Source organism: Vogesella amnigena (assembly GCF_042648905.1).
Lineage (GTDB): Bacteria > Pseudomonadota > Gammaproteobacteria > Burkholderiales > Chromobacteriaceae > Vogesella > Vogesella amnigena.
Map to the genome: position 1 here is coordinate 90861 of NZ_JBHRYH010000017.1, position 24884 is coordinate 115744.

A 24884-nucleotide genomic window follows, 5' to 3' on the forward strand; every position below is an offset into this window, starting at 1 on the left:
GGTCAGCCTCCGGCGTTGGCCTTGCGGTCGCGGCGCATGTCGTGGAACACAATCGGCGATGCCTTCTTCTTGCCGAACAAGCTGGAATCGGACGTGCCGCCCGAGCAGCCGTTACCGAAGGTGAAGCCGCAGCTGGCCTTGTCGTCGAAGGTGTTTTCCACCATCTCCTTGTGGCTGGACGGAATCACGAAACGGTCTTCGTAGTTGGCAATCGCCATCACCTGGTACATCTCTTCCACCTGCGGGCCGGAAAGGTGGGTGCCTTTCAGCGTGGCCGGGTTCACCACCTTGTCCACGCTCTTGCTGCGCATGTAGCGACGCATCGCCACCATGGTTTCCAGCGCCCGCACTACCGGCTCTTCCTTGCCGGCGGTGAGCAGGTTGGCCAGGTACTTGATCGGGATACGCAGGTCTTTCACGTCCGGGATGATGCCGTTCTCGCCAATCAGGCCGTTTTCCAGCGCGGACTGGATAGGCGACAGCGGCGGGATGTACCACACCATCGGCAGCGTGCGGTATTCCGGGTGCAGCGGGAAGGCAACCTTCCACTCCATGGCCATCTTGTACACCGGCGACTTCTGCGCGGCGGTGATCCAGGCTTCCGGAATGCCCTGCTTGCGGGCCTCGGCGATGATGTCCGGGGCGTTCGGGTCCAGGAATACCCCCAGCTGCGCCTCGTACAGGCTCTTCGGATCTTCCACGCTGGCAGCGGCTTCGATCTTGTCGGCGTCGTACAGCAGCACACCCAGGTAGCGGATGCGGCCAACGCAGGTTTCGGAGCACACGGTAGGCTGGCCGGCCTCGATACGCGGATAGCAGAAGATGCACTTCTCGGCCTTGCCGGTGGTCCAGTTGTAGTAAATCTTCTTGTACGGGCAGCCGGATACGCACATGCGCCAGCCGCGGCACTTGTCCTGGTCGATCAGCACGATGCCGTCGTCTTCCCGCTTGTAGATGGAGCCGGACGGGCAGCTGGCCACGCAGGCCGGGTTCAGGCAGTGCTCGCACAGGCGCGGCAGGTACATCATGAAGGTGTTCTCGAACGCCGAGTACATCTCCTTCTGGATGCCTTCGAACAGCGCATCCTTGGCGCGCTTGGAGAACTCGCCGCCCAGGTCGTCTTCCCAGTTCGGGCCCCATTCGATCTTGTCCATCTTCTTGCCGGTGAGCACCGACACCGGACGCGCGGTCGGCGGGGTGATCATTTCCGGGGCGTTCTGCAGGTGCTCGTAGTCGTAGGTGAACGGCTCGTAGTACTCGTCGATGGACGGCAGATTCGGGTTGGCAAAGATATTGGCCAGAATCTTCAGCTTGCCGCCCTGACGCGGCTCCAGCTTGCCGTCGCTGCGGCGCACCCAGCCACCCTGCCATTTTTCCTGGTTTTCCCATTCCTTGGGGTAACCGATGCCGGGCTTGGTTTCCACGTTGTTGAACCAGGCGTATTCGATACCGTCGCGGCTGGTCCACACGTTCTTGCAGGTTACCGAACAGGTATGGCAACCGATGCACTTGTCGAGGTTGAGCACCATACCGATTTGGGCACGGATTTTCATATTCTTGCTCCTAATGTCTCAGAAGGCTCGGGGAGGTGGCGCCCAGGGCGCCACCGATGCGCTTACACGCCTTCCGAGAGCGGCTTGTCCAGCCAGTCCACGTTCTTCATCTTGCGCACCACCACGAACTCGTCGCGGTTGGAGCCCACGGTGCCGTAGTAGTTGAAGCCCCAGGCCAGCTGCGCGTAGCCGCCGATCATGTGCGTGGGCTTGGTCACCGCACGGGTTACCGAGTTGTGGATGCCGCCGCGCTTGCCGCTGGTTTCCGCGCCCGGCACGTTCACGATCTTCTCCTGGGCGTGGTACATCAGGCTCATGCCTTCCGGCACGCGCTGCGATACCACGGCGCGGGCAGTCAGCGTGCCGTTGACGTTGAACACCTCGATCCAGTCGTTGTCCACGATGCCGGCCTTCCTGGCGTCGATCTCGGAGATCCACACGTGCGGGCCGCCGCGGCTCAGGGTGAGCATGCGCAGGTTGTCGGAGTAGGTACTGTGGATGCCCCACTTCTGGTGCGGGGTAATCCAGTTCAGCACGATCTCGCTGTTGCCATTCGGCTTCTTGCCGAGGATGGCCGCAGTGGTCTTCAGGTCGATATGCGGGCGGTACACGCACAGGCCCTCACCGAAGGCGCGCATCCACAGGTGATCCTGGTAGAACTGCTGGCGGCCGGTGATGGTGCGCCATGGAATCAGCTCGTGCACGTTGGTGTAGCCGGCGTTGTAGCTCACCTCTTCGCTTTCCAGGCCGGACCAGGTCGGCGAGGAGATGATCTTGCGCGGCTGTGCCTGCACGTCGCGGAAGCGGATGCTGTCATGCTCGCGCGGCAGTGCCAGGTGGGTGTGGTCGCGGCCGGTGATCTTGGACAGCGCGTCCCATGCCTTCACTGCCACGTGGCCGTTGGTTTCCGGCGCCAGGGTCAGAATCATCTCGGCGGCGTCGATGGCGGTATCCAGCCGGGGCTGACCAGCAGCCACACCGTCGGCCACGGTCTTGTTCAGGCCGCGCAGCACGTCCACTTCATGGCCGGTCTTCCAGGCAATGCCCTTGCCGCCGTTGCCCACTTTCTCCAGCAGCGGGCCGATGGAGGTGAACTTGTCGTAGATCTTGCGGTAGTCGCGTTCCACCACCGTCATCTTCGGCATGGTCTTGCCCGGGATCGGCTCGCACTCGCCTTTTTTCCAGTCGCGCGGGTCGAACGGCTGGCCCAGTTCTTCCGGGGTGTCGTGCATCAGCGGGGTCAGTACCAGGTCCTTGCGGGTGCCCAGGTAATCACCGCCGATATCGGAAATCGCCTTGGCGAAGCCCTTGTAGATCTCCCAGTCACTCTTCGACTGCCACAGCGGCTGCACGGCCTCGGACAGCGGGTGGATGAACGGGTGCATGTCGGAGGTGTTCAGGTCGTCCTTCTCGTACCAGGTGGCGGTAGGCAGCACGATGTCGCCATACAGGCAGGTGGTGGACATGCGGAAGTCCAGCACCACCAGCAGGTCCAGCTTGCCTTCTACGGCCGGGCGCACGGTGACCTCGGTCGGCTTGATGCAGCCGTCCTCGTCGTTCATCACCGCGTTCTGGGTACCCAGCAGGTACTTCAGGAAGTATTCGTGGCCCTTGCCGGAGCTGCCCAGGATGTTGGAACGCCACACGAACATATTGCGCGGGAAGTTCTTCGGGTTGTCCGGGTCGTTGCACGACATGTCCAGCTTGCCGGATTTCAGGTTCTCCACCGCGTAGGCGATCGGGTCCTGGCCGGCGGCCTCGGCATCGCGCACCACGTCCAGCGGGTTGGTGGTGAGCTGCGGCGCGGACGGCAGCCAGCCCATGCGCTCGGCCTTGGCGTTGTAATCGATCAGCGCCATCTGGCTCATGCGGCCATCGGCGGTGGGAGCCAGAATCTCGTTGACGCCCAGTTTTTCGTGGCGCCACTGACTGGTGTGCGCGTAGAAGAAGCTGGTGCCGTTCATCTGGCGGGCCGGGCGATTCCAGTCGGCGGCAAAGGCCAGCGGTGCCCAGCCGGTTTGCGGACGCAGTTTTTCCTGGCCCACGTAGTGGCACCAGCCGCCGCCGCTCTGACCGATACAGCCACACAGCATCAGCATGTTGATGATGCCGCGGTAGGTCATGTCCATGTGGTACCAGTGGTTCAGCGCGGCACCGACGATCACCATGGAACGGCCATGGGTCTGGTCGGCGTTCTGCGCGAACTCACGCGCCACCTGGATCACCATCTCCGGCTTCACGCCGGTATGCTTCTGCTGCCAGGCCGGGGTGTACGGCACGTCATCCATGTAGCTGGATGCCACGTTGCCACCGCCAAGGCCACGGTCGATACCGTAGTTGGCCGCCATCAGGTCGAACACGGTAGCCACCAGCGCGCTGCTGCCATCGGCCAGGGTCACCTGCTTCACCGGCACATTGCGGGTGAGCAGCTCGTCGTGCTCGCTGCCGAAGTACGGGAAGCCCACGCCTACCACGTCGTCGCGATTGTCGATCAGCGACAAGCGCGCCTTGATCTCGCGGCTGCCATTGGTAGTGCTGCCGTCTTTCTCTTCCAGGTTCCACTTGCCACTCTGGCCCCAGCGGAAGCCTACCGAGCCGTTCGGCGCCACGATGTCGCCGCTCAGCTCATCCAGTACCAGGGTTTTCCATTCCGGGTTGTTGTCTTCGCCCAGGTTGGCCGCAAGGTTGGAGGCGCGCAGGAAGTAGTCCGGCACGTAACGGCCGCCGTCTTTCTTCAGCGTCACCAGCATCGGCATATCGGTGTACTGGCGGATGTAGCCGGTGAAGTATTCGGACGGATTATCGAGGTGGAATTCCTTGAAGATCACGTGGCCCATGGCCATCGCCAGCGCGGCGTCGGTGCCCTGCTTCGGCGCCAGCCAGATATCGCCGAACTTGGCCATTTCGCCAAAGTCGGACGACACCGCCACGGTTTTGGTGCCCTTGTAGCGCACTTCGGTGTAGAAGTGGGCGTCCGGGGTACGGGTCATCGGGATGTTGGAACCCCACACCATCAAGTAGTTGGAGTTGTACCAGTCGGCCGATTCGGCCACGTCGGTCTGCTCGCCCCAGATCTGCGGGCTGGCCGGCGGCAGGTCGCAGTACCAGTCGTAGAACGACAGCGGCACGCCACCGATCAGGCTCAGGTAGCGGCTGCCGGCGGCGTAGGACACCATGGACATCGCCGGAATCGGCGAGAAGCCGATTACGCGGTCCGGGCCGTAATTCTTGATGGTGAAGGCGTTGGCCGCAGCGATCAGCTCGTTGGTTTCTTCCCAGGTGGCGCGCACGAAACCGCCCTGGCCGCGCTTGGATTTGTACTGCTTTGCCGTTTCCGGGTTCTGGCTGATCTTTTCCCAGGCCTCGATCGGGCCCATGGTCTTGCGCGCCTCGCGCCACAGCTTCATCAGCCGGCCGCGAATCATCGGGTATTTCACACGCTGGGCGGAGTACACATACCAGCTGTAGGAGGCGCCACGCGGGCAGCCGCGCGGCTCATGGTTAGGCAGGTCCGGGCGGGTGCGAGGGTAGTCGGTCTGCTGGGTTTCCCAGGTAATCAGACCGTTCTTCACATACACCTTCCAGCTACAGGAGCCGGTGCAGTTCACGCCGTGGGTGGAACGCACGATCTTGTCGTGCTGCCAGCGCTGGCGATACCCGTCTTCCCACTTGCGGTCTTCCTTCACCACCGCACCGTGGCCGTCGGCGAAGGTGGATTTCACCTTGCCCAGAAAATTCAGTCTGTCGAGAAAGTGGCTCATTTTGCCTCCGAATGGTTACCGCCTGGCGGTCCGTTCAGGTTGGCCGCATCGCACTGCGGATACCTGTGGTCACGCTGGTAAGCTTAGGCGGGCAAGGCAAACCCGCCCATTCGCCACAGGTGGCAAGGCCGGCGGGCAGACGGAGGACAGCAACTCAGCCGAAAGGAGTAGCCCGCCCCGCCATGTGGCGGGGTGGACGTAGCGCATGGACAAAGGCCTTTCGCTTGGCGAAAGGCCTTTGTCTTGTAAACGGGAAGGCTGCCGATGCAATAGCCTGGCTGGAGCCGCCCGGCTCGGCAGGCTACGCCGGAAGCATGAAAAATGCGGCCAACCCCTACAGGTTGGCCGCATTCATGAAGACAGGAAAACTCAGGCCTGGCGCGGTTTGTAGCCTGCGGCGCCGTAGAACAGGATGAACAGGTAGCACAGCAGCGGCACGCTGAACGATGCCAGCAGGCTGATGCTGTCGGCCACCCCGGCCTGCAGCAGCGGCAGCAGCGCGCCGCCGACAATGGCCATGCACAGCACGCCGGAGCCGGCGCCGGTGTCGCGACCCAGCCCGTTCAGCGCCAGCGAGAAGATGGTGGGGAACATGATGGAATTGCACAGCCCCACCGCCAGCAGGCTGTACATCGCCAGCTTGCCGCCAGCCAGCATGGCCAGCGCGATCAGCGCCACCGACAGCAGCGCATTGCAGGCCAGCACCTTGCTGGCGGCGACCCGGCGCATCAGCGCGCTGCCAATGAAGCGGCCCAGCATGGCGCCACCCCAGTACAGTGCCAGCAGCTTGCCGGCAGCGGCCTGGTCGAGACCGCCGATGTCCGGCTGCTCCATCAGGCTCACCAGGAAGCTGCCGATGCCCACCTCGGCGCCGACATAGACAAAGATGCCGATGGCGCCCAGCACCAGGTGGCGATGGCGCAGCACGCTGCGCATGCCCTGCTCGCTGCCGCTGCTGTCATGCACCACCGGCAGACGCAGACGGGCAAATACCGCAGCGATGATGAACAGCGCCGCCGCCAGCCCCAGGTAGGGCAGCTGCACGCTTTCGGCCCCGCCGGCGCTCCCCCCCAGAATCAGCACCGCGCCCAGCAGCGGCGCCACGGTGGTGCCCAGCGAGTTGAAGGCCTGGGTCAGGTTGAGGCGGCTGGAGGCGGTGCGCGCCGGCCCCAGGCGGGTAGCGTAGGGGTTGGCCGCAACCTGCAGGATGGTGATGCCGGCTGCCAGCACGAACAGCGCGCCGAGGAAGGCAGCATAGGACAGCGTGGCCGCCGCCGGGTAGAACAGCAGACAGCCACTGCCGGCAATGCTCAGCCCCACCACGATGCCGCGCTGGTAACCCAGCGCCTGCACCAGGCGACCGGCCGGCAAGGAGACAATGAAGTAAGCGGTAAAGAAGCTGAACTGCACCAGTGCGGCCTGCACATAACTGAGTGCGAACACGCCTTTCAGGTGTGGAATCAGGATGTCGTTCAGCGAGGTGATCAGGCCCCACATGAAAAACAGCGACGTCAGTACGGTCAAGGATTTGCCGTGGTTTTGCGTATCGACATGCGCTTGCATGTTGCGAGTACTCCCTGTGTTGTTGGGCAAAGGAGCGCTAGTCTAATTTCAACAGGGTTTGTACTCGATTGCTTTCACCATTCTTACAGCACACTTTCACAACATTTGTGCGCCACAGCGCAACATATCATTTATTTTCAAATACTTGATGCAGTCATATCCTGGTGCACGCCACTGCACCAGGATAATCCGCCCAAATAGACAGTAAGTTTCATGTAAGAAAACTACCATAAGCCGTCACCGCGTCACGGCCGGCACGGTCGCTCAGGTGGTGTAGCAGGCCACGTCGCGGCGCATGTCCTGCGCCAGCGCATGCAGCCGCAGCGCATTGCTGGCGGTGCTCTGTGCCGCCACGCTGCTTTCTTCCGCGATCTGGGCAATGCCATCCACTTTCTGTGCGATGCGCGCACTGGCCGCGCTCTGCTCATGAATGGCCACCGCGATTTCCGCCACCTGCTGCCCCACCTGCCCGGCCAGCTCGCGCAGTTCGCCCATGGCATCCCCGGCCAGCCGCACCCGGGCCACGCCATGCTCCACGCGGCCCAGCACATCGCCGATCAGGTGTACCGTGGCCTCGGAACCATCGCGAATGCTGGATACGGTGGTCTGGATCTGCCCGGTGGAGGCGGTCGCGCGCTCCGCCAGCTTGCGCACCTCGTCCGCCACCACGGCAAAGCCACGGCCATACTCGCCGGCGCGCGCCGCCTCGATGGCCGCATTCAGCGCCAGCAGGTTGATCTGGTCGGCGATATCGCCAATCACCCCCACCACGGTGCCTATCGATTCGCTACGCCCCTGCAGCTCGCGCACATGGCTGGAGGTATCGCGCACCACAAGGGCAATGCCTTCGATCAACTGCACCGTTTCGCGAATCATCTCCTCGCTGGCCTGCACCTGGCTGCCGGACGCCGTGGCCAGCTTGTCGGCAAGCTGCGTGCGCTCGGCTATGTGCGCGATACGTTGGGTAACCGCCTCTACCGCGGCGGCCATTTCCGCGGCAGAAGCACTGGCATGCCGCGCCCCGCTCTGTACCTGGTCGGAGGCCACACTGAGGTCTTCGGCAGCGATCGATACTGCGTGCGAGTGATGGCCGATCTGGTGGATGGAATCGCGCATCTTGCCCAGCAGCTGGTTGAAAGCGTGCAGCAGGCCGCCGATTTCGTCGTTCTTGTGCACTTCTACCCGCCGCGACAGGTCCTGGCGCTCCGATATCCCCCGTACCGCCAGCGCCGCCGACTGCACCGGCCGGTTGATGCTGCGCAGGATCAGCCAGCCACAGCCGAACAGCAGCACCATGGACACCAGCAGCGAGGCGGCAAACACCGTCTTCGCGGCGGCCATCTCGGCCTGCGCCTGCTCGCGGTTGCGGCGGGCTTCGTCCAGTACATCGTTGACGATGGCGGTGACCGAGGCCCCCAGTTCGGTGCCGACCAGCCGCCACGGCTCGGCGGCAGCCGACATCTGCGCCACCGTGGCACCCGGCGTTACCCGCACTGCCTGCACCCGGTCCAATTGCTGCTGGTACTGCTGCTGCAGGGCCTCGAAGCGTTGCACATGCGCCAGGTCTTCCGGGTGCCGCAGCTCGGCTTTCAGCCTGGCCACCAGTTCGCGCAGCTTCTGCGCCGTCTGGCGGTTGCGCAGCCTGGCCTGCAGCTGAAAATTGCCGTCCGACTCATACAGCTGCAGGATGTCGTCGATACGCAAATCCTTGAAGGTACTGCGGATATTCGCCACCAGCCCCAGGCGCGGGATCAGGCGTTCATTCACCACATCCAGCTTGGCGTCGGCGTCGTGCAGGGCCTTCAGCCCGGCCAGGCTGGGCACCAGTGCGGCCAGCAACGCCAGCACGGTAAACAACAGCAACTTCAGTTTGATGGTCATGGTCTGCATCCCATAGAGAGTTGAAGCCGATTCAGAGGAACCTGCGCTTTCCGGTGCTACTGCCTGCTGTCCGCTGGCCGTGGTCATTGCCACGGCCTGTTGTGGTGCCCGCCGCACTGTTGCGGCCAACGTGGCGTGCGCTGCGACGTATAGCCGCCGGCACGCGCCATGGCCTTGATGCATATCCAGTATTTCGATAATCCAACACTCGCCGCTGACGTGTGCGGCGCACAAAAAAAGCGCCCCTTGCGGGGCGCGGCAAAAAGATGCAGAAGCCAGTCTGCAGCTTGGAGAAACCGTATCAGCACGGCACTTCGGCGTTCTTGCGGGCGTAGAACCACCAGTTGATCAGCACGCAGCTGACATAGAACGCGATGAAGGCATACAGCGCCGCGTCCACACCACCGGTCATGGCGATGGAAGTGCCGTAGCTCTTGGGAATGAAGAAACCGCCGTAGGCACCGATGGCGCCGGAGAAGCCCAGCACGGCAGCCGCCTCGCGGGTGGCATCGGCCACTGCCTGTTTCTGCGCGGTTTCACCCTTGCCGGCCATGCGCTTGTGCAGGGTCAGGAAGATGGCCGGCACCTGCATGAAGGTGGAGCCGTTACCGATACCAGTCAGCGCGAACAGGCACAGGAACATGGCGAAGAAGCCCTGGAAGCTGCCACCCTGGCCGTTATGCGGCAGGAAGCCGATCACGGCGAGCACGGCAACAATCATCAGCAGGAACACCGCCTGGGTCACCTTGGCACCACCGATCTTGTCGGACAGCCAGCCACCGATCGGACGCGCCAGCGCACCCACCAGCGGGCCGAAGAACACGTATTTGGTCGGGTCGACATCGGGGAACTGGCCTTTTACCAGCAGCGGGAAGCCGGCGGCAAAACCGATGAAGGAACCGAAGGTACCGATGTACAGCCAGCACATCAGCCAGTTGTGCTTGCGCTTGAAGATCACGGCCTGATCGGCAAACGATGCCTTGGCCGAGGCGATGTCATTCATGCCGAACCAGGCGGCAATGGTGGACAGCACGATGAACGGCACCCACACGAAGCCGGCGTTCTGCAGCCACACCTGCTTGGTGACATCCCCTTTCACCCAGGTTTGCGCTTCGCCGCCAAAGGCGCCGAACAGGCCCATGGTGATGACGATGGGCACCACGAACTGCACCACCGACACCCCCAGGTTGCCCAGGCCGGCATTCAGGCCCAGCGCGGTACCCTTCTCCGCTTTCGGGAAGAAGAAGCTGATGTTGGACATCGAGGAGCTGAAATTGCCGCCGCCAAAACCGCACAGCAGCGCCAGGATCACCATGGTGACGTAACTGGTGTTAGGGTCCTGCACCGCGAAGCCGATGCCCACGGCCGGAATCAGCAAGCTGGCGGTGGAAATGGCGGTCCACTTGCGGCCGCCGAAGATCGGTACCATGAAGCTGTAGAAGATACGCAGCGTGGCGCCGGACAGTGCCGGCAGCGCGGCCAACCAGAACAGCTGGTTCTGGCTGTAGGTAAAGCCGATGTTCGGCATGTTGAGCACGGCTACGCTCCATACCTGCCAGATGATGAACGCCAGCATCAAGGCAGGAATCGAGATCCACAGGTTGCGGCGGGCTACCGCCTTGCCGTCCTGTTGCCAGAAAGTGTTATTTTCCGGCTCCCAGCGGGTCAGTACATGAGACATGATGTCATCCTCGATATGAGGCGGCCCCTGCCGCCCCAGAATGTAGAAATCTTTGCAGCGCTCAGCGGGTGGCGGTTGCCAGTTTGGCGTCCTTGTCTTCTTCGGCACGGCGCACGGCGCGGAAGGAGAAGTGCATCCAGATCAGCGATACGCACACGGTGCCGTACAGCAGCATGAAGGAGCTGGAGCGCACCCCGGTGAGATCCACCAGCGCACCGAACATGATCGGCAGCAGGAAGCCGCCCATGCCGCCGGCCAGGCCCACCACGCCGGATACCGCGCCGATGTTGTCCGGGAACTCATCAGCAATGAACTTGAACACCGATGCCTTGCCAATGGCCATGGCCACGCCCACGCCGAACAGCACCAGGGTGAACATGGTGGCGTTAAGGCCGATGTCGAAACCCTGTGGGCCATTGACGGTCTGGATGATGAAGTGGGTCTGCGGGTAGGACAGGATGAAGAAGGCAATCCAGCACACCCACATCACGCCCCAGGTCACTTTGTAGGCGCCGTACTTGTCGGACAGCCAGCCCCCCAGTGCGCGCAGCACACCGCCAGGCAGCGAGAAACAGGCAGCCAGAAAGGCGGCGTGCTTGATGTCAAAGCCGTATTCGCCCACGTAGTACTTGGTCATCCACAGTGCCAGCGCCACGTAGCCACCGAACACCACCGAGTAGTACTGGCAGTAGCGCAGCACGGCCGGGTTCTTCATCAGTGCCAGCTGCTGGCCCAGACTCACCTTGCTGGACACCAGGTGCTTGGGGTCATGGAAAGAGAAGAACCAGAACAGGATGGCGGTCACCAGCATCACCGCGGCGTAGACATTGGGCACCAGCTGCCAGCCACCGATGGCGATCAGGCTGGGGGCAATCAGCTTGGTCAGCGAGGAACCGGCGTTACCGGCGCCGAACACGCCCATCGCCATGCCCTGCTGCTCCTTGCGGAACCAGCGCGCCACGTATGGCGTGCCCACCGAAAACGAGCCGCCGGCCAGGCCGACGAACAGGCCGATGGCGAGGAAGTGCCAGTATGCGGTAGCGAACTGCATGAAGTAGATCGGCAGCACGCTGGTCAGCATCAGCGCGAACAGCACGATGCGGCCACCGTAACGGTCGGTCCAGATACCCAGCGGCACGCGGATCAGCGAGCCGGACAGCACCGGCGTGGCCGCCAGAATGCCGAATTCGGTTTCGTTCAGCCCCAGTTGTTGCTTGATCGGGATGCCCAGTACCGCGAACATCATCCAGATCATGAAGCACACGGTAAACGACACCGTGCTCGATACCAGCACGGCGTATTGTTTGTAGGTTTGCGAGGCCATGATGTTTTTATCCGCTCTATGGAGACACTGTCACAGTACGCGCCCCGGCCTGCGGCCAACATTGGCCGGTAGTGGTGACCCTTCGCCTATTAGGGATTAGCCAGCTCGCGCCATTCGGCGGGGGAAACTAGTTCGGAAGGCGTAGCCACACGCCAGCACAGCGTCTACGCTGCGAACACCACCCCTGTTCTGGAGCCGCCCATGCGCCGCTTGCTTGTGATTGCTGTGATTGTCGGGCTGCTTGGCGGCGTGGCGGCACACAGCGCAGCGCTCACCACCACCATGTGGCTGCCGGACAACCGGCTGGCCACGCTTGCGGGCCAGCTGCGCGGCTACGAGCAGCACGACTACCGACTGCCCTTGCGTCAGGGGCAGCTGCTGCGCCTGAGTCTGGGCAGCAACAAGCCGTCCACCCGCTTCAGCCTGCTCCCGCCGGGGGGCGGCACCGCCCTGCTGCAAGGGGCCGGCGACAGCCGCCGCTACAGTGTGCGTGTTCTGCAGGATGGGGACTTCACGCTACGCATCTACCAAACGGTGGATGCCGCCCGGCTGGGAGAAAGCAGCCGCTTCAGTCTGCAGCTGCAGGCGCTCGGACCTGTCGGCCACGATACCCTGCCCGCGTTCCGGCGCCAGCTGGCCTGGCGCGATATCCGCTTTACACTGCAGTGCGACTGCCGCAGCTCGCTAAACACCCTGCTGCTGCGCATGGATGGCCCACGGCAGCGGCAGCAGCTGCAACTGGCGCTGGATGGCAGCATCAGCGGCGCCGAGCTGGCCGATCTGAACGCCGATGGCCGCCCGGAGCTGTACCTGTACCTGCAGTCGGCCGGCAGCGGCAGCTATGGCAGCGTGCTGACCCTGCTGCTGGATGCTCGCCAGCAACTGCAGCAGCTGCCCGCCCTGCCGCCGCTGGCGGCAGATGCCGCAGGACAAGGCTATATGGGGCATGACCAGTTCGAGATTGCCGGGCAACGGCTGCTGCGCCGCTTCCCGCTATACCGCCCGCAAGATAGCAATACCACGCCAACCGGCGGCTGGCGCGAGCTGCGCTACCGGCTGGCTGCCAGCGGCGATGGCTGGCAGCTGCAGCTGGAAAGCAGTACTCCATAAAGCAACATGCCGCGCCCCCAGACGGGAGCGCGGCATGTTGCATAGCGGGCTGACCGTGGTGTGCTATGCCGCCACCGGGCGCTGCAGCCAGGCCTGCGCTTCTTCCACACTGTCGAAATACTGCGCATGGGTGTGGGTGAGCAGGCCGGAAATATGCGCTGCTAGGTTGATCCACACATCGTTGCGCACAATGGCAAAGCGGCCAAAGTCGTTCTCGTGCGCACGCATGAAACGCACCTCTTCCATGGCCATGTCCAGGGTGAAATCCTTCATGCCGGCCAGATCCAGCAGCACATCCGGCTTGCCATGCTCTTCGGCACGCTTGAGCAGCGCCTGTTCCAGCAGCTTGAAGTCACCAAGGGTGAATTCGTTGAACAGCGCCACATCCAGGCCATAGTCCTGTTCGCGGATGGAAATCATGTCGGGCTCCTTTCCGGGGAGCAAGGCCGGCCAGTGCCGGCCCTGCAGGGTTCTTTTATTGTAGGGCACCTCGAAAAACTCCCGCTTTCGTCGTGATACTGCGTTGCTCTCGAAAAATGTCTCCTTACATATCAACGCATATGCTGCGTCGACATTTTTCGTTCGCGCCTTGTCTCACTTAAAAATCCGGGTTTTTCGAGGTGCCCTGTGATTCTAGCGGCGGCCAGCCAGAATGCCGCTGAGAATGATCAAACCCATCGCAGCCAGCTCGCCCGCCGTCATGACATGCTGCCACAGCAGCACGCCGAACAGGGCAGAAAATACGACAGTGAGATAGGACAGGTTGGCTACCAGCAGCTTGCGGCCAAGCTTGTAGGCGCGGGTCATGGCCAGCTGCGCGATCATGGCGGTTACCCCCAGGCCCAGCACCCACGGCAGGTTGGCCGCGGTGAGCGGATGCCACTCCTGCCCCAGCATCAGCAGCAGGCCGCCCAGGGTGGAGATCAGCGCAAAGTAGAACACCGTGCGCCACTCGGCCTCGCCCGCCTGCCCCAGTTCGCGCACATGCAGATAGGACCAGCCGGCCAGAAACCCGGAACCCAGCCCCACCAGCACCGGCAGCATGCCCAAGCCATGCAGCGTGGGCTTGAGCAGTAGCGCCACTCCGGCAAACCCCAGGGCGATAGCCAGCAATGCCGTTGCCGACAGCCGCTCGCGCAGCAGGATCATCGACAGCAAGGCGAGGAACAATGGCGAGGTGTAGTTGAGGGTAACGGCGGTGGACAGCGGCAGATGGCTGATGCCGTAGAAGTAGCACAGCAGCGAGATGTAACCCAGCACCCCGCGCTGCAGATGTCTCACCAGTAGCGGCGTGGCGAACGACTGCCGCCGCAGCAGCGCATTGCCGCCCAGCAGCAGCACTGCAAAGGCAGTGCGCCAGAACACCAGCTCCACCGTGCCCAGCGTGGCCGCCGCCAGTTTGACGAACACCCCCATCAGGCCGAAGCAGGCCGCCGCCAGCACCATCCACCAGGCACCGTTCATCGACCACCCCGGATCGCCAGCAGCCCGCAGGCCACGATCAGCACCATGCCCAGCATGGCACTGGCCGCCAGCGCCTGCCCCTGCAGCAGCACGCCCAGCAGCGCGGAAAACACCACAGTAAGGTAGGACAGGCTGGACACCAGATACTTGCGCCCGTCCTTGTAGGCCCGCGTCATCGCCAGCTGCCCCCACAGGCCGAACAGGCCGACAGCAACCAGTTGCAGCAGCGCCGGCAGATCCGGCAGCGAAAACCCGCCGCGCAACAGCACCATCACCAGCCCGAACAGCGAAGCCAGCAGGAAGAACCAGAACACGATCACCGATGGCGCCTCACCCAGTTCGCCCAGCTCGCGCACGTGGAACACCGCCAGGCCGGCACAAAGCCCGGAACCGAGGCCGATCAGGCCCGGCAGCCACTGGCCGGCATCAAAGGTTGGCCGCAGGATGAAGTTGATGCCGGCAAAGCCGATCAGCAGCGCCCACAACACCGGCGGCGACAGCCGCTCACCGCGCAGCAGCACGAAGCAGACGGCAAACGATAGCGAGGAGGTGTAGTTGAGCGTGACCGCAGTGGCCAGCGGCAGGTGTGCCAGCGCGTAGAACAGCATGGCCATCGACAGATAGCCCATCAGGCTGCGCTTGATATGCGCGCCGATATGCGGCGTGATCAGCTGTTCATGCCGCCCCAGCATGGCAGGCAGCAGCACCAGCAGGCCAACAAAGGTGCGGTAGAACAGCACCTCGAAGGAATCGAAACGGGTGCCGAGGCTGGCGGCGAAATAGCTCATCAACGCAAAACAGGCCGCCGCCAGCACCATCCAGCCTGAGCCCAGACCAGCCAACCACTGCCGCATCAGGCCGCCCCCTTGCCTGCGCGGCTAACACTGGCGCCCAGGCACAAGGCCACGAATGCCTTGCGGTAGCGATGGAACTCGGACGCGTTGGCCGCACAATCGGCAAACAGCGCGCTGCGGCCATCCTGCTGCACCACCCGCAGGTGGCTGCGCACGATCCACAGGCTGTTCAGCACGTACTCGCCTTCGCGGTACTCCAGTACCAGCCGCCCGCTCTTGCGATCCAGCTGTACCTTGCCGGCGGCATCGCGCTCGCCCTGCGGCTTGCGATAGCGTTCGGCCAGCCGCGCCATCGGCTCCTTGCCGCGCAGCCGCTCACGCCACAGCCGCACGCTGACGCCGCTGCGCTCGCGGTCTTCCACCAGTGGCGGCAGCACGCGAATACCGCCCTGACTGTCCGGGCGCACCTTCCAGCCGGCGGGCAGGTCGAAACTCACGCCGAGATCCGTATTTCGATAAATGCCAGCATGGGTAGCGGCAGAAAACAGCAAGGCAAGCAACAGCAGGCGGTGGGGACGCATGTAGGTGGGTGATCTGCAGCAAAAACGCGCGGCAAGCCGCGCTTCAGGCCGGACACGCGGCGCGATGCGCAGGGTATCCAGCAACGAATACGGCGCGGAATTCCGCGCCGTCGTCATTGTGCCGCACAATACAGTGTCTTAGCCAGCCAGATGTTCGCCCATCAGCCGGCGGTAGAACTCGTGGAAGTGCTGCATGCCGTCCTCGGTGGGCGACTGGTAAGGGCCGACCTCGCTCTCGCCGCGCAGCCACAGCGCCTTGCGGCCTTCGTGCATGCGCTGGCAGATCTCGTCGTCTTCCACCGCGGTTTCGAAGTACGCCGCCTGTTCGGCCTCGATGAAATCCGGCTCGAACCACAGAATGTCTTCCGGGTAGTAGAACTCGGTAATCACCGTGCACTGCTCCGGCCCGCGCGGAATCACCACGCTCACCACCAGCACGTGCGGGTACCACTCCACCATGATGTTGGGGTAGTAGGTCAGCCAGATGGCACCGTATTCCGGCTGCTGGTCGGCGTAGCGCTTCAGCACTTCCTCGTGCCACTTGCCGTACACCTTGCTGCCGGAGCGGGCCAGCTGGTTCTTCACCCCCACGGTCTGCACGTGGTACTGGTCGCCCCACTCCCACTTCAGGTCGCCGCAGTTCACGAAGTTGCCGAGGCCGGGGTGGAACGGGTCCACGTGGTAATCCTCGGAGTACACCTCGATGAAGGTCTTCCAGTTGAAGTTGTATTCGGTGGTGTAGGACTTGTGGTAGCCGTAGCCTTCAAACGACATGTGCCTGGCCACGCCCAGCTTGGCCAGGTCGCGGCCGATGTCACGGCGGGCATCGAACAGCAGGCCGTTCCAGCGGGTAAGCGCGGTCTGGTTCAGGTTCAGGCACGGCGTTTCCGGGAAGTGCGGCGCGCCCACCAGCGTACCCTCGGCATCGTAGGTCCAGCCGTGCAGATTGCACACGATGTGGTTGCCATTGCCGCGCCCCTGGTAGATCAGGGCCTGGCGATGGCGGCAGACGTTGGAAATCAGCTTGATGTCGCCATCGACATTCTTGAGCATCTTGCCGTGGCCCATCCATTCCAGGGTGTGATAGTCGCCGGCGTTCGGCACCATCAGTTCATGGCCGTAGTACTGCGGGGCATCGGCGAACAGCAGCTTCTGTTCCAGCGCGTAATACGCCGGGTCGAAGTAGGTAAAGACGGGCAACTGCGCAGCAGAAGCCTTGAGCAACTGGGACGAAGCCAGATCAGACATTATTCCCACACCTCCGTGGTAGAAGATATAAGACCAGCCGAATCTCGCTCTTAACGAGTTTACGGAGAGCTATAAAAAGAAAAACCTGTCGTTACCTAGGCTTAGCTAAGTCAGCCCTGGAAACGAGGCCGGGATTTTGGGCTAAATCCCCCCCCGGGGCAAGCACTTTTTGTCCCGGTTTTTTGTCAGAAGTCAACTGATTTGCCGGTTTAATATGATCAAACTGTCCAGTAAAAAATTTAACTGGCAAAACCCTTTTACTTTCATGATCTTGCCACCACACCAACAGACAACCAGCGCTGCAGGCAGACCCAAGGGAACTCCCTATGGTGCAATGCATCACAAACAGGGATAATGACGCCCCTCCCCGTCCGGCATGCCCGGTCTGGCATGGCGCGGAGCAACAATAACAACACGCAACAACGGCACAGACTTCTTATCTGCAGTCTTCGCTACGGACCCGACATGATCACCCACACCCTCGTCATCAACTGCGGCAGCTCGTCGCTGAAATTCGCGCTGATCAACCCGCAGACCCAGGCCACCACGCTGAGCGGCCTGGCGGAAAAACTCGGCCTGCCGGATGCCGGCATCAGCTTCAAGCAGGATGGCCGCAAGGTGGAACTGGCCCTGGCGCAGGGCGACCACGCCGGCGCCATGCGCGCCATCCTCACCTACCTGAACGAACGCGAGCTCACCGCCACGGTAAGCGCCATCGGCCACCGCGTGGTGCATGGCGGCGAGACCTTCCAGCAGTCCACGCTGATCGACGCCGGCGTGATTGCCGCCATCGAGGATTGTGCCCGCCTGGCGCCGCTGCACAACCCTGCCCACCTGCTGGGCATCCGCACCGCCATGGAGTGCTTCCCCGGCCTGCCGCAGGTAGCGGTATTCGATACCGCCTTCCACCAGAGCATGCCGCAGCATGCCTACCTGTACGCAGTGCCGATGCGGCTGTACCGTGAACACGGCGTGCGCCGCTACGGCTTTCACGGCACCAGCCACCGCTATGTCAGCGCCGAAGCGGCGCGCATGCTGGGCAAGCCGCTGGCCGACACCGCGCTGGTGAGCGCCCACCTGGGCAACGGCGCCTCGGTGGCTGCCGTACTGGGCGGGCGCAGCGTGGACACCAGCATGGGGCTGACCCCGCTGGAAGGCCTGGTGATGGGCACCCGCTGCGGCGACATCGACCCCGGCGTGTTCGGCTACCTGGCTACCGAGCTGGGCACCGACATCCAGGGCGTGACCGACATTCTCAACAAACAGTCCGGCCTGCTGGGCCTGTCCGAGCTGTCCAGCGACTGCCGCGAGCTGGAAGATGCCGCCGCCAACGGCCACACCGGCGCCAACGTGGCGCTGGAGGTGTTCGCCTACCGTCTGGCCAAGCAGATCGCCGCCATGACCGTGGCGCTGGGGCGGCTGGATGCGCTGATCTTCACCGGCGGCATCGGCGAAAACTCGCCGCTGCTGCGCGGCAAGGTAGTGCGCCAGCTGGGCTTCCTCGGCCTGCGGCTGGACGAGGCGGCCAACGCCGCCGCCTGCCGTGGCCAATCCGGGCACATCTGCCAGCCTGGCAGCAGCGCCGCGCTGGTGGTGAACACCAACGAGGAGCTGATGATCGCACTGGATACCGCCGCGCTGACTGCGCAGCAAGGAGCCTGAGCGATGCAGACTTTCCTGATCGCCCCGGTCGGCTTCGATGCTGGCCTGACATCGGTATCGCTGGGCCTGGTGCGCGCGCTGGAGCGCGACGGGCTGAAAGTGGGCTTTATCAAACCCATCGCCCAGGGCGGCGAAGGCGCCGAGCCGGAACGCTCCAGCCACTTCGCCCGCGAGCTGTGTCACCTGAATGCGCCGACACCGATCAGCATGGAGCGCGCCGAGCACCTGCTGAGCCAGGGTCAGCTCGACCAGCTGCTGGAGGAAGTGGTAAGCCTGTATCAGCAGGTGGCGGCCAACGTGGACGTGGTCATCGTCGAAGGCCTGGTGCAGGACCAGCAGCATGTATTCACCGCCTACATCAACAGCAAGCTGGCCCGCACCCTGCAGTGCGAGGTGGTGCTGGTGGGCGCAGGCGGCGAGCTGCCCAGCCATGAGCTGGCGGAAAAGCTGGACATCGCCATGCAGGCGTTCAGCGGCGGCAGCAACCAGATAGCCGGTTATATCCTCAACCGTCTGCCGGCCGGGCAAGATGCCAGAACGTTGGCCGCAGAGATCGCCGCCAGCAGCCGGCTGCTGCAGAAACGGCGCATCCCCTGCCTGGGCGGCATTCCGCTGGAGCCGGAGCTGATGGCGCCACGCACGCTGGACGTGGCCAACTACCTGAGGGCGCGGCTGCTGCACGCCGGCCAGCTTACCCGCCGTCGCGTGCTGAGCATCTCGGTAATGGCGCGCTCGGTGCCGCACATCGTGCACCTGCTGAAACCGGGTGCGCTGGTGATTGTGCCGGGCGACCGCGAGGACGTGATCCTGGCCACCGCCATGGCGGCGATGAACGGCGTACCGCTGGCCGGCCTGCTGCTGACCTGTGGCGCCGAGCCGGACCCGCGCGTGGCGCAGCTGTGCCACAAGGCCTTCACCAGCGGCATGCCGGTACTGTCCATCGACACCAATACCCTGGACAGCACCACGCTGATCGCGGCGATGAACCGCCAGGTGCCGGCCGATGACCTGGAGCGCATGGAGCGGGTGGTGGACTTCGTTGCCGAACACCTGAATACCAGCGTGCTGCAGCAGCGCCTTGGCGATACCCGCGAGAAGCGCCTGTCGCCACCAGCCTTCCGCTACCAGCTGATGGAAAAGGCACGCCGTGCCGCCAAGCGTATCGTGCTGCCGGAGGGCAACGAGCCGCGCACAGTGAAGGCCGCCGCCATCTGCCAGGAAAAAGGCATTGCCCATTGCGTGCTGCTGGGCGACCGCGAAGAAATTGCCCACGTGGCCGAGGCACAGGGCATCGTGCTGCCACCGGGGCTGGAGATTGTCGATCCCAATGAAGTGCGCGCCCGCTACGTGGCGCCGATGGTGGCACTGCGCAAGAACAAGGGCCTGAACGCGCCAATGGCCGAGCAGCAGCTGGAAGACAACGTGGTGCTGGGCACCATGATGCTGGCGCTGAACGAGGTGGATGGCCTGGTATCCGGCGCGGTACACACCACCGCCAACACCATCCGCCCGGCGCTGCAGCTGATCAAGACCGCGCCCGGCGCCAAGCTGGTTTCCAGCGTGTTTTTCATGCTGATGCCGGACCAGGTGCTGGTCTACGGCGACTGCGCGGTGAACCCGGACCCGAGCGCGGAGGAGCTGGCCGACATCGCCATCCAGAGCGCCGACTCCGCCGCCGCCTTCGGCATTCCGCCGCGGGTGGCGATGATCTCCTACTCCACCGGCGCCTCCGGCAGCGGCGACGACGTGGAAAAGGTACGCGAAGCCACACGCATTGCCCGTGACAAGCGCCCCGGCCTGCTGATCGACGGCCCAATGCAGTACGACGCCGCCAGCGTGGAAAGTGTTGGCCGCCAGAAGGCGCCGGACAGCCCGGTAGCCGGCTGCGCCAATGTGTTCGTGTTCCCGGACCTGAACACCGGTAATACCACCTACAAGGCGGTGCAGCGTTCTGCCGGGGTAGTGTCGGTAGGGCCGATGCTGCAGGGGCTAAAGAAACCGGTGAACGACCTGTCGCGCGGCGCACTGGTGGACGACATCGTCTACACCATCGCACTTACTGCCATCCAGGCCGAGCAGCTGCCGGTGGAATAAGGCCGTAGCTCGGATAAGCCGCAGGCCCATCCGGGGAAGTCGTAGCCCGGATAAGCGCAGCGCATCCGGGAAGTGCGGCTGCCGAGCCGCAAACTTGCCCGCATAAGACAACGCCCCCGCAAAGCGGGGGCCTTGTTGCATGTTGCCTGTCTATCCGGCGCCCCGGATGCGCCTGTGCTTATCCGGGCTACGCTGCCATCTGTCTCCCCGGATGCGCTTGCGCTTATCCGGGCTACGCTGCCATCTGTTTCCCCGGATGCGCCTGCGGCTTATCCGGGCTACGAACCGCCGAGGTTGAACTCCACTCCCGGTACGGTTTCCGGCTTGCCGGCAAGCTGAATCTCGCGGCAGGCGGCCAGCGCCTCGCTACGCAACGGCTCTTCCAGTCCCTGCCACAGGTCACTGATCGCAGCCGCCAGCAATTGTCCGCCCAGGCATTCGCTGCTGGCCTGCAACACCTGCGCCAGCGCCTGCAACTGCAAGGCCTGTTCGGCACCCAGCGGCAGTTTCTGTAGTCGTACCGATGAGCTTTTCACGTCGCAGCAGGCCAGCCCATGATCGCGGCGCGACAGCAGCTCGCCCACCTGTTTATCCAGCATCTGTCCCATGATTCACCTCCCCCACACGGTTTGCGTGTCCTCAGCATAGGCCAGTAGCGCGGCAATGCCAGTTGTTGCCGCATGTAAGCAAACAATTGTCAATCAAGTAAAAACCGTTATCTAACAGCCGCTTGCTGAATTCAAACAATTGTTTTAGCCTGTCGAACGCCTGCCAGGGCATAGAACAACAAACCGAGCAGCCCCGTTCGAGGTCGCTGCCAGCACAACAACACGAGGAGAAAACATGTCTCTCAACACCATTACCGAGTGGTTCATTCCGGAGTCCATCCGCCAGGATGCCGAAGGCCTGATCCGCGCCCGCACCGTAGTCAGCGTCGGCCTGCTGGCCGGCGTCATCGCCCCGCTGTTTGCCATTTCCTATTTCAAGCTGCATCACCCTGCCATGGGCAGTGGCATCGTGGTCGGCGGCATCGCCATGCTGCTGGGCCCGCTGCTGCTGAAGCTGTCTTCCGCGCTCAAACTGGTGGCGCAATTCATCGTGCTGGTGATGTTCCTGATGGTGGGCTGGATGGTGTATGTCAACGGCGGCATCATGTCCACCAGCATCATGTGGTTCGCCTCGGTGCCGTTTGCCGCTATCTTCGTCAGCGGCCGCCGCTCCGGCATCGTGTGGACGCTGCTCACTTTCGTGATGATTGCTGCGATGTTCCTGTTGTCCGCCGCCGGCGAGATTCCCCCTACCCCGATTGCGCACGAGGAGCTGCCGGTGCTGCAGGCCAAGTCGCTGATCGGCCTCACCCTGGTAGTGCTGAGTCTGGCGCTAGCCTACGACCGCGCCAAATCGCGCAGCTTCGCCAAGCTGGAGCAGGCGCGCGAAGCCGCCGAGCACGCAACCCGCGCCATGAAAGAGATGATGGAACAGGTAACGCGCTCGATCAGCGCCGCCTCCAGCGAGAGCCGTGATATTGCCGGCAGCACGCAGATGATTGCCCGCACCATGGGCGCACAGCGCAACCGCGCCGAAGACATGGTGGTGATCGCGCAGCAGATGGCGGTAGTCACCAGCCAGACCGCGGCGCAGTCGCATAGCGCCACCAGCATGGCGCACAACGCCGGCACTGCGGCCAACGATGGCGGCGCGGCAATGGATCAGGCGGTAAGTCAGCTCAACCAGGCTGGCGAAGTGATCGGCCACGCGGTGCAGCGCATGGAAGAGCTGGAACAGCGCAGCACCGAGGTGAACGGCATCGTGCAGCTGATTCGCGACATTGCCGACCAGACCAATCTGCTGGCGCTGAACGCGGCAATTGAAGCGGCACGCGCTGGCGAAATGGGACGCGGCTTCGCGGTGGTGGCCGATGAAGTCCGCAAGCTGGCCGAGCGCACCCAGCACGCCACGCTGGATATCGAGCAGAAGATCGGTTTGATCGTCAGCGGCACCAACCAGGCAATTGATGCCATCCGCAACGGCAATCAGCAGGTGAACGCGGGCCGCCAGCATGCGCTGGACGCGCAACAGCGCCTGGCCGGCATCATCCGCGACACCCATGCACTGGCGCAGCTGCTGCGCGAGGTATCGCAGGCGGAAGAGAATCAGAATCAGGGCTTTGCCCGCTTTGCCGGCGACATCACCGCCGTGGGCGACACCAGCCGCACCCTGTCCGGCGAGACCGAGACCATTGCCAGCGCCACAGAGCGCCTGGACAAGCTGATGGCGGAACTGGGCAACAGCGTGCAGCAATTCCGTCTGACTGCCGCCTGATAACGTTGGCCGCAAAAAACCGCCTGACCGGTGTAACGGCAGGCGGTTTTTTGCGGCCAACGTTCTGTTCTCAGGCAAAAGCCCGTTCCAGCACCCTGGCCACCGCGGACTCCGTATGGTGGCCAATGCTGCGCGCCTGCGGCACCTGCTCATACAAGCGCGGGCTGGCATTGGCCATGCGGTGCGGGTGCCCCACCAGCTGCAGCATTTCCACATCGTTCTGCGCATCGCCGAACGCCGCGCAATCCTGTGGCGCAATACCCAGCTGCTGCAACAGCAGCGCCAGCGCACTACCCTTGCTTACTCCTGCGGCCATCACTTCCAGATAGCAATCCTGCGAATACACCAGCGCCAGTTGGCCTTCAAAACGGTGCAGGATTTCCTGCTCGATGGCCGCCAGCTTTTCCGGTGCCGCCTGGTAGATGATCTTGGCGACATTGCTGCCATGGTAGTCCGCCAGACTGTCCACCTGTTCCGCCTTGCCGGCATATGCCTGCAGCGGCCCGTGGTAGCGGCAGGCCAGGCGGTGTTCATCCAGGTACAGCGCCATCTCGGCATCACCGGCCAGCGCCGGCTGCACCAGCTTGTTCACCAGCGCCGGCGCCAGGTTGGCCGCATGCAGCTGGCGGTCGTCATGGTCATGCATCCGCGCGCCATTGGAGCTGATGACACGAATGGGCAGGTCGCTGCCGGCAGCCAGAATATTGCGTACATCGCGGTGATGGCGACCGGTAGCGACAATCAGCTGGCAACCGGCGGCGGCGGCGCGGCGCAATGCCTGCCAGCTGCGGGCGTTGATGCGGGAATCGGCATCCAGCAGGGTGCCGTCCAGATCGGTGGCAATGGCGCGGAACATGGTGCTCTCCTGATAAAGGCTACGCACATTGTGCACCTTCATGCACAAACACGCAAACAATCATGCAAGATCGTGCTTGAAATAGGACGACAAATTGACCTGCTACGCCCGATGCTGCACGATTGCGCAAACTTAACCGGCAAAACACGCATGAACAGCGACAACACCCTGCTCCGCCCTGGCAATACCAGCCTGCCAAGCGAACGCCAGCACTACATCCGCCAGCTACTGCTGCAGGATGGCCGTGTGCTGGCTACCGAGCTGGCGCAGACACTGGGCGTGTCGGAAGACTCCATCCGCCGCGATCTGCGCGAGCTGGCCGCCAGCGGCGCCTGCAAGCGGGTGTACGGCGGTGCAGTGGCGATGACACCGAACACCGGCAGCTTCAGCGAGCGCAGCCATGAGCACGTGGCCAGCAAGGCTAGACTGGCCGCGGCAGCGGTACAGCTGCTGCAGCCGGGGCAGTTCGTGTTCCTGGATTCCGGCACCACCAATCTGGAGATCGCCCGCGCGCTGCCGGACATGGCGCTGACCATTGCCACCAACTCCATTCCCATCGCCGCCGCCCTGCTCGGCCGCCAGCAGTTTGACGTTACCCTGGTGGGCGGGCGCATGGACCACCGCATCGGCGGCACCATCGGCACCGCCGCCGCGCTGGAGGTGCAGGCGATGCGGCCGGACATCTGCTTCCTGGGCACCTGCTCGGTAGACATCGAGCTGGGCATTGGCACCACCATCGCCGAGGAGGCCGCATTCAAGCGCCTGCTGGTGCGCCAGTGCAGCCAGATCGTGCTGGCGGTAACCAACCAGAAGCTGGGCACCGCCTCGCCGTTCGCGGTGATGCCACTGAACGAGGTGAGCCGGCTGGTGATTGAGGCCGACGCCGAGCCGCACAAGGTGCAACAGCTACAGGGTAGCGGCGTGCCACTGCTGTTTGCTGCCGACTGACAACCCCACTCCGCACAAACAAAAACGGCGCACAGTTTGTCT

Annotated in this window: 18 protein-coding genes; 5 read left to right on the plus strand and 13 right to left on the minus strand. The window is 63.5% G+C overall.

Annotated features, from left to right (window positions below; all coding sequences use genetic code 11):
* Positions 1 to 2 precede the first annotated feature (2 nt).
* The 6 genes from narH to ACFOKJ_RS07725 form a co-directional block, all read right to left on the minus strand.
* On the minus strand, positions 3 to 1553 hold the full coding sequence (narH, locus tag ACFOKJ_RS07700; protein WP_390278124.1) for a nitrate reductase subunit beta: 1551 nt from the start codon (positions 1551 to 1553) through the stop codon (positions 3 to 5).
* Positions 1554 to 1615: 62 nt separating this feature from the next.
* A complete protein-coding gene (locus tag ACFOKJ_RS07705) occupies positions 1616 to 5314 on the minus strand; it encodes a nitrate reductase subunit alpha (RefSeq protein ID WP_390278127.1) in 3699 nt (1232 codons plus the stop codon).
* Between the two features lie 369 nt (positions 5315 to 5683).
* Positions 5684 to 6877, minus strand: a complete 1194-nt coding sequence (locus tag ACFOKJ_RS07710; RefSeq protein WP_390278130.1) for a sugar MFS transporter — start codon at positions 6875 to 6877, stop codon at positions 5684 to 5686.
* A gap of 264 nt (positions 6878 to 7141) precedes the next feature.
* A complete protein-coding gene (locus ACFOKJ_RS07715; RefSeq protein ID WP_390278132.1) occupies positions 7142 to 8758 on the minus strand; it encodes a methyl-accepting chemotaxis protein in 1617 nt (538 codons plus the stop codon).
* Positions 8759 to 9059: 301 nt separating this feature from the next.
* Positions 9060 to 10439, minus strand: a complete 1380-nt coding sequence (locus tag ACFOKJ_RS07720; RefSeq protein WP_390278135.1) for a NarK family nitrate/nitrite MFS transporter — start codon at positions 10437 to 10439, stop codon at positions 9060 to 9062.
* 61 nt (positions 10440 to 10500) lie between these two features.
* Positions 10501 to 11763, minus strand: a complete 1263-nt coding sequence (locus ACFOKJ_RS07725) for an MFS transporter (protein WP_390278138.1) — start codon at positions 11761 to 11763, stop codon at positions 10501 to 10503.
* A 201-nt stretch (positions 11764 to 11964) separates the two neighbouring features.
* Between ACFOKJ_RS07725 and ACFOKJ_RS07730 the strand changes: the two genes are divergently transcribed.
* The gene (locus ACFOKJ_RS07730) at positions 11965 to 12873 is read left to right on the plus strand and encodes a PliI family lysozyme inhibitor of I-type lysozyme (RefSeq protein ID WP_390278140.1); all 909 of its coding nucleotides are present in this window, start codon (positions 11965 to 11967) and stop codon (positions 12871 to 12873) included.
* A gap of 63 nt (positions 12874 to 12936) precedes the next feature.
* On the opposite strand, the gene ACFOKJ_RS07735 is transcribed toward ACFOKJ_RS07730, so the two are convergent.
* From ACFOKJ_RS07735 to ACFOKJ_RS07755, 5 genes are all read right to left on the minus strand, one after another.
* Positions 12937 to 13293 carry a SpoIIAA family protein gene (locus ACFOKJ_RS07735; RefSeq protein WP_390278143.1) on the minus strand — a complete coding sequence of 119 codons (357 nt, stop codon included), beginning with the start codon at positions 13291 to 13293 and terminating at the stop codon, positions 12937 to 12939.
* A gap of 213 nt (positions 13294 to 13506) precedes the next feature.
* Entirely contained in the window at positions 13507 to 14337 is an 831-nt protein-coding gene (locus tag ACFOKJ_RS07740; protein WP_390278145.1) for a DMT family transporter, read from the minus strand.
* Positions 14334 to 15191 (minus strand): DMT family transporter, encoded by an 858-nt coding sequence (locus tag ACFOKJ_RS07745; protein ID WP_390278148.1) that lies wholly within the window; start codon positions 15189 to 15191, stop codon positions 14334 to 14336. Before ACFOKJ_RS07745 ends, ACFOKJ_RS07740 begins: the two co-directional genes overlap by 4 nt.
* Positions 15191 to 15628 (minus strand): hypothetical protein, encoded by a 438-nt coding sequence (locus ACFOKJ_RS07750; RefSeq protein WP_390278151.1) that lies wholly within the window; start codon positions 15626 to 15628, stop codon positions 15191 to 15193. The genes ACFOKJ_RS07745 and ACFOKJ_RS07750 overlap by 1 nt, the downstream gene beginning before the upstream one ends.
* A 222-nt stretch (positions 15629 to 15850) precedes the next feature.
* Positions 15851 to 16960: an aromatic ring-hydroxylating oxygenase subunit alpha gene (locus ACFOKJ_RS07755; RefSeq protein WP_390278154.1), complete on the minus strand. Its 1110-nt coding sequence runs from the start codon at positions 16958 to 16960 to the stop codon at positions 15851 to 15853.
* A 465-nt stretch (positions 16961 to 17425) separates the two neighbouring features.
* Between ACFOKJ_RS07755 and ACFOKJ_RS07760 the strand changes: the two genes are divergently transcribed.
* Both ACFOKJ_RS07760 and pta read left to right on the plus strand, forming a co-directional pair.
* On the plus strand, positions 17426 to 18622 hold the full coding sequence (locus ACFOKJ_RS07760) for an acetate kinase (RefSeq protein ID WP_390278157.1): 1197 nt from the start codon (positions 17426 to 17428) through the stop codon (positions 18620 to 18622).
* A 3-nt stretch (positions 18623 to 18625) separates the two neighbouring features.
* Positions 18626 to 20716 carry a phosphate acetyltransferase gene (gene pta, locus ACFOKJ_RS07765; protein ID WP_390278160.1) on the plus strand — a complete coding sequence of 697 codons (2091 nt, stop codon included), beginning with the start codon at positions 18626 to 18628 and terminating at the stop codon, positions 20714 to 20716.
* A 278-nt stretch (positions 20717 to 20994) separates the two neighbouring features.
* Here pta and ACFOKJ_RS07770 read toward each other — a convergent pair whose 3' ends face one another.
* Complete coding sequence (locus tag ACFOKJ_RS07770) at positions 20995 to 21324, minus strand: hypothetical protein (protein ID WP_390278163.1); 330 nt, start codon at positions 21322 to 21324, stop codon at positions 20995 to 20997.
* 235 nt (positions 21325 to 21559) lie between these two features.
* Between ACFOKJ_RS07770 and ACFOKJ_RS07775 the strand changes: the two genes are divergently transcribed.
* On the plus strand, positions 21560 to 23038 hold the full coding sequence (locus ACFOKJ_RS07775; protein ID WP_390278166.1) for a methyl-accepting chemotaxis protein: 1479 nt from the start codon (positions 21560 to 21562) through the stop codon (positions 23036 to 23038).
* Positions 23039 to 23108: 70 nt separating this feature from the next.
* On the opposite strand, the gene ACFOKJ_RS07780 is transcribed toward ACFOKJ_RS07775, so the two are convergent.
* A complete protein-coding gene (locus ACFOKJ_RS07780; RefSeq protein ID WP_390278169.1) occupies positions 23109 to 23894 on the minus strand; it encodes an HAD family hydrolase in 786 nt (261 codons plus the stop codon).
* Positions 23895 to 24044: 150 nt separating this feature from the next.
* On the opposite strand from ACFOKJ_RS07780, the gene ACFOKJ_RS07785 reads away from it, so the two are divergent.
* Positions 24045 to 24842, plus strand: a complete 798-nt coding sequence (locus ACFOKJ_RS07785; RefSeq protein WP_390278172.1) for a DeoR/GlpR family DNA-binding transcription regulator — start codon at positions 24045 to 24047, stop codon at positions 24840 to 24842.
* The last annotated feature ends 42 nt before the right edge of the window (positions 24843 to 24884 follow it).

What these genes read in the sequence shown, in the direction of transcription:
- narH (WP_390278124.1), bottom strand. Translation starts at nt 1,553, where the DNA reads ATGAAAATCCGTGCCCAAATCGGTATGGTGCTCAACCTCGACAAGTGC.
- ACFOKJ_RS07705 (WP_390278127.1), bottom strand. Translation starts at nt 5,314, where the DNA reads ATGAGCCACTTTCTCGACAGACTGAATTTTCTGGGCAAGGTGAAATCC.
- ACFOKJ_RS07710 (WP_390278130.1), bottom strand. Translation starts at nt 6,877, where the DNA reads ATGCAAGCGCATGTCGATACGCAAAACCACGGCAAATCCTTGACCGTA.
- ACFOKJ_RS07715 (WP_390278132.1), bottom strand. Translation starts at nt 8,758, where the DNA reads ATGACCATCAAACTGAAGTTGCTGTTGTTTACCGTGCTGGCGTTGCTG.
- ACFOKJ_RS07720 (WP_390278135.1), bottom strand. Translation starts at nt 10,439, where the DNA reads ATGTCTCATGTACTGACCCGCTGGGAGCCGGAAAATAACACTTTCTGG.
- ACFOKJ_RS07725 (WP_390278138.1), bottom strand. Translation starts at nt 11,763, where the DNA reads ATGGCCTCGCAAACCTACAAACAATACGCCGTGCTGGTATCGAGCACG.
- ACFOKJ_RS07730 (WP_390278140.1), top strand. Translation starts at nt 11,965, where the DNA reads ATGCGCCGCTTGCTTGTGATTGCTGTGATTGTCGGGCTGCTTGGCGGC.
- ACFOKJ_RS07735 (WP_390278143.1), bottom strand. Translation starts at nt 13,293, where the DNA reads ATGATTTCCATCCGCGAACAGGACTATGGCCTGGATGTGGCGCTGTTC.
- ACFOKJ_RS07740 (WP_390278145.1), bottom strand. Translation starts at nt 14,337, where the DNA reads ATGAACGGTGCCTGGTGGATGGTGCTGGCGGCGGCCTGCTTCGGCCTG.
- ACFOKJ_RS07745 (WP_390278148.1), bottom strand. Translation starts at nt 15,191, where the DNA reads ATGCGGCAGTGGTTGGCTGGTCTGGGCTCAGGCTGGATGGTGCTGGCG.
- ACFOKJ_RS07755 (WP_390278154.1), bottom strand. Translation starts at nt 16,960, where the DNA reads ATGTCTGATCTGGCTTCGTCCCAGTTGCTCAAGGCTTCTGCTGCGCAG.
- ACFOKJ_RS07760 (WP_390278157.1), top strand. Translation starts at nt 17,426, where the DNA reads ATGATCACCCACACCCTCGTCATCAACTGCGGCAGCTCGTCGCTGAAA.
- pta (WP_390278160.1), top strand. Translation starts at nt 18,626, where the DNA reads ATGCAGACTTTCCTGATCGCCCCGGTCGGCTTCGATGCTGGCCTGACA.
- ACFOKJ_RS07770 (WP_390278163.1), bottom strand. Translation starts at nt 21,324, where the DNA reads ATGGGACAGATGCTGGATAAACAGGTGGGCGAGCTGCTGTCGCGCCGC.
- ACFOKJ_RS07775 (WP_390278166.1), top strand. Translation starts at nt 21,560, where the DNA reads ATGTCTCTCAACACCATTACCGAGTGGTTCATTCCGGAGTCCATCCGC.
- ACFOKJ_RS07780 (WP_390278169.1), bottom strand. Translation starts at nt 23,894, where the DNA reads ATGTTCCGCGCCATTGCCACCGATCTGGACGGCACCCTGCTGGATGCC.
- ACFOKJ_RS07785 (WP_390278172.1), top strand. Translation starts at nt 24,045, where the DNA reads ATGAACAGCGACAACACCCTGCTCCGCCCTGGCAATACCAGCCTGCCA.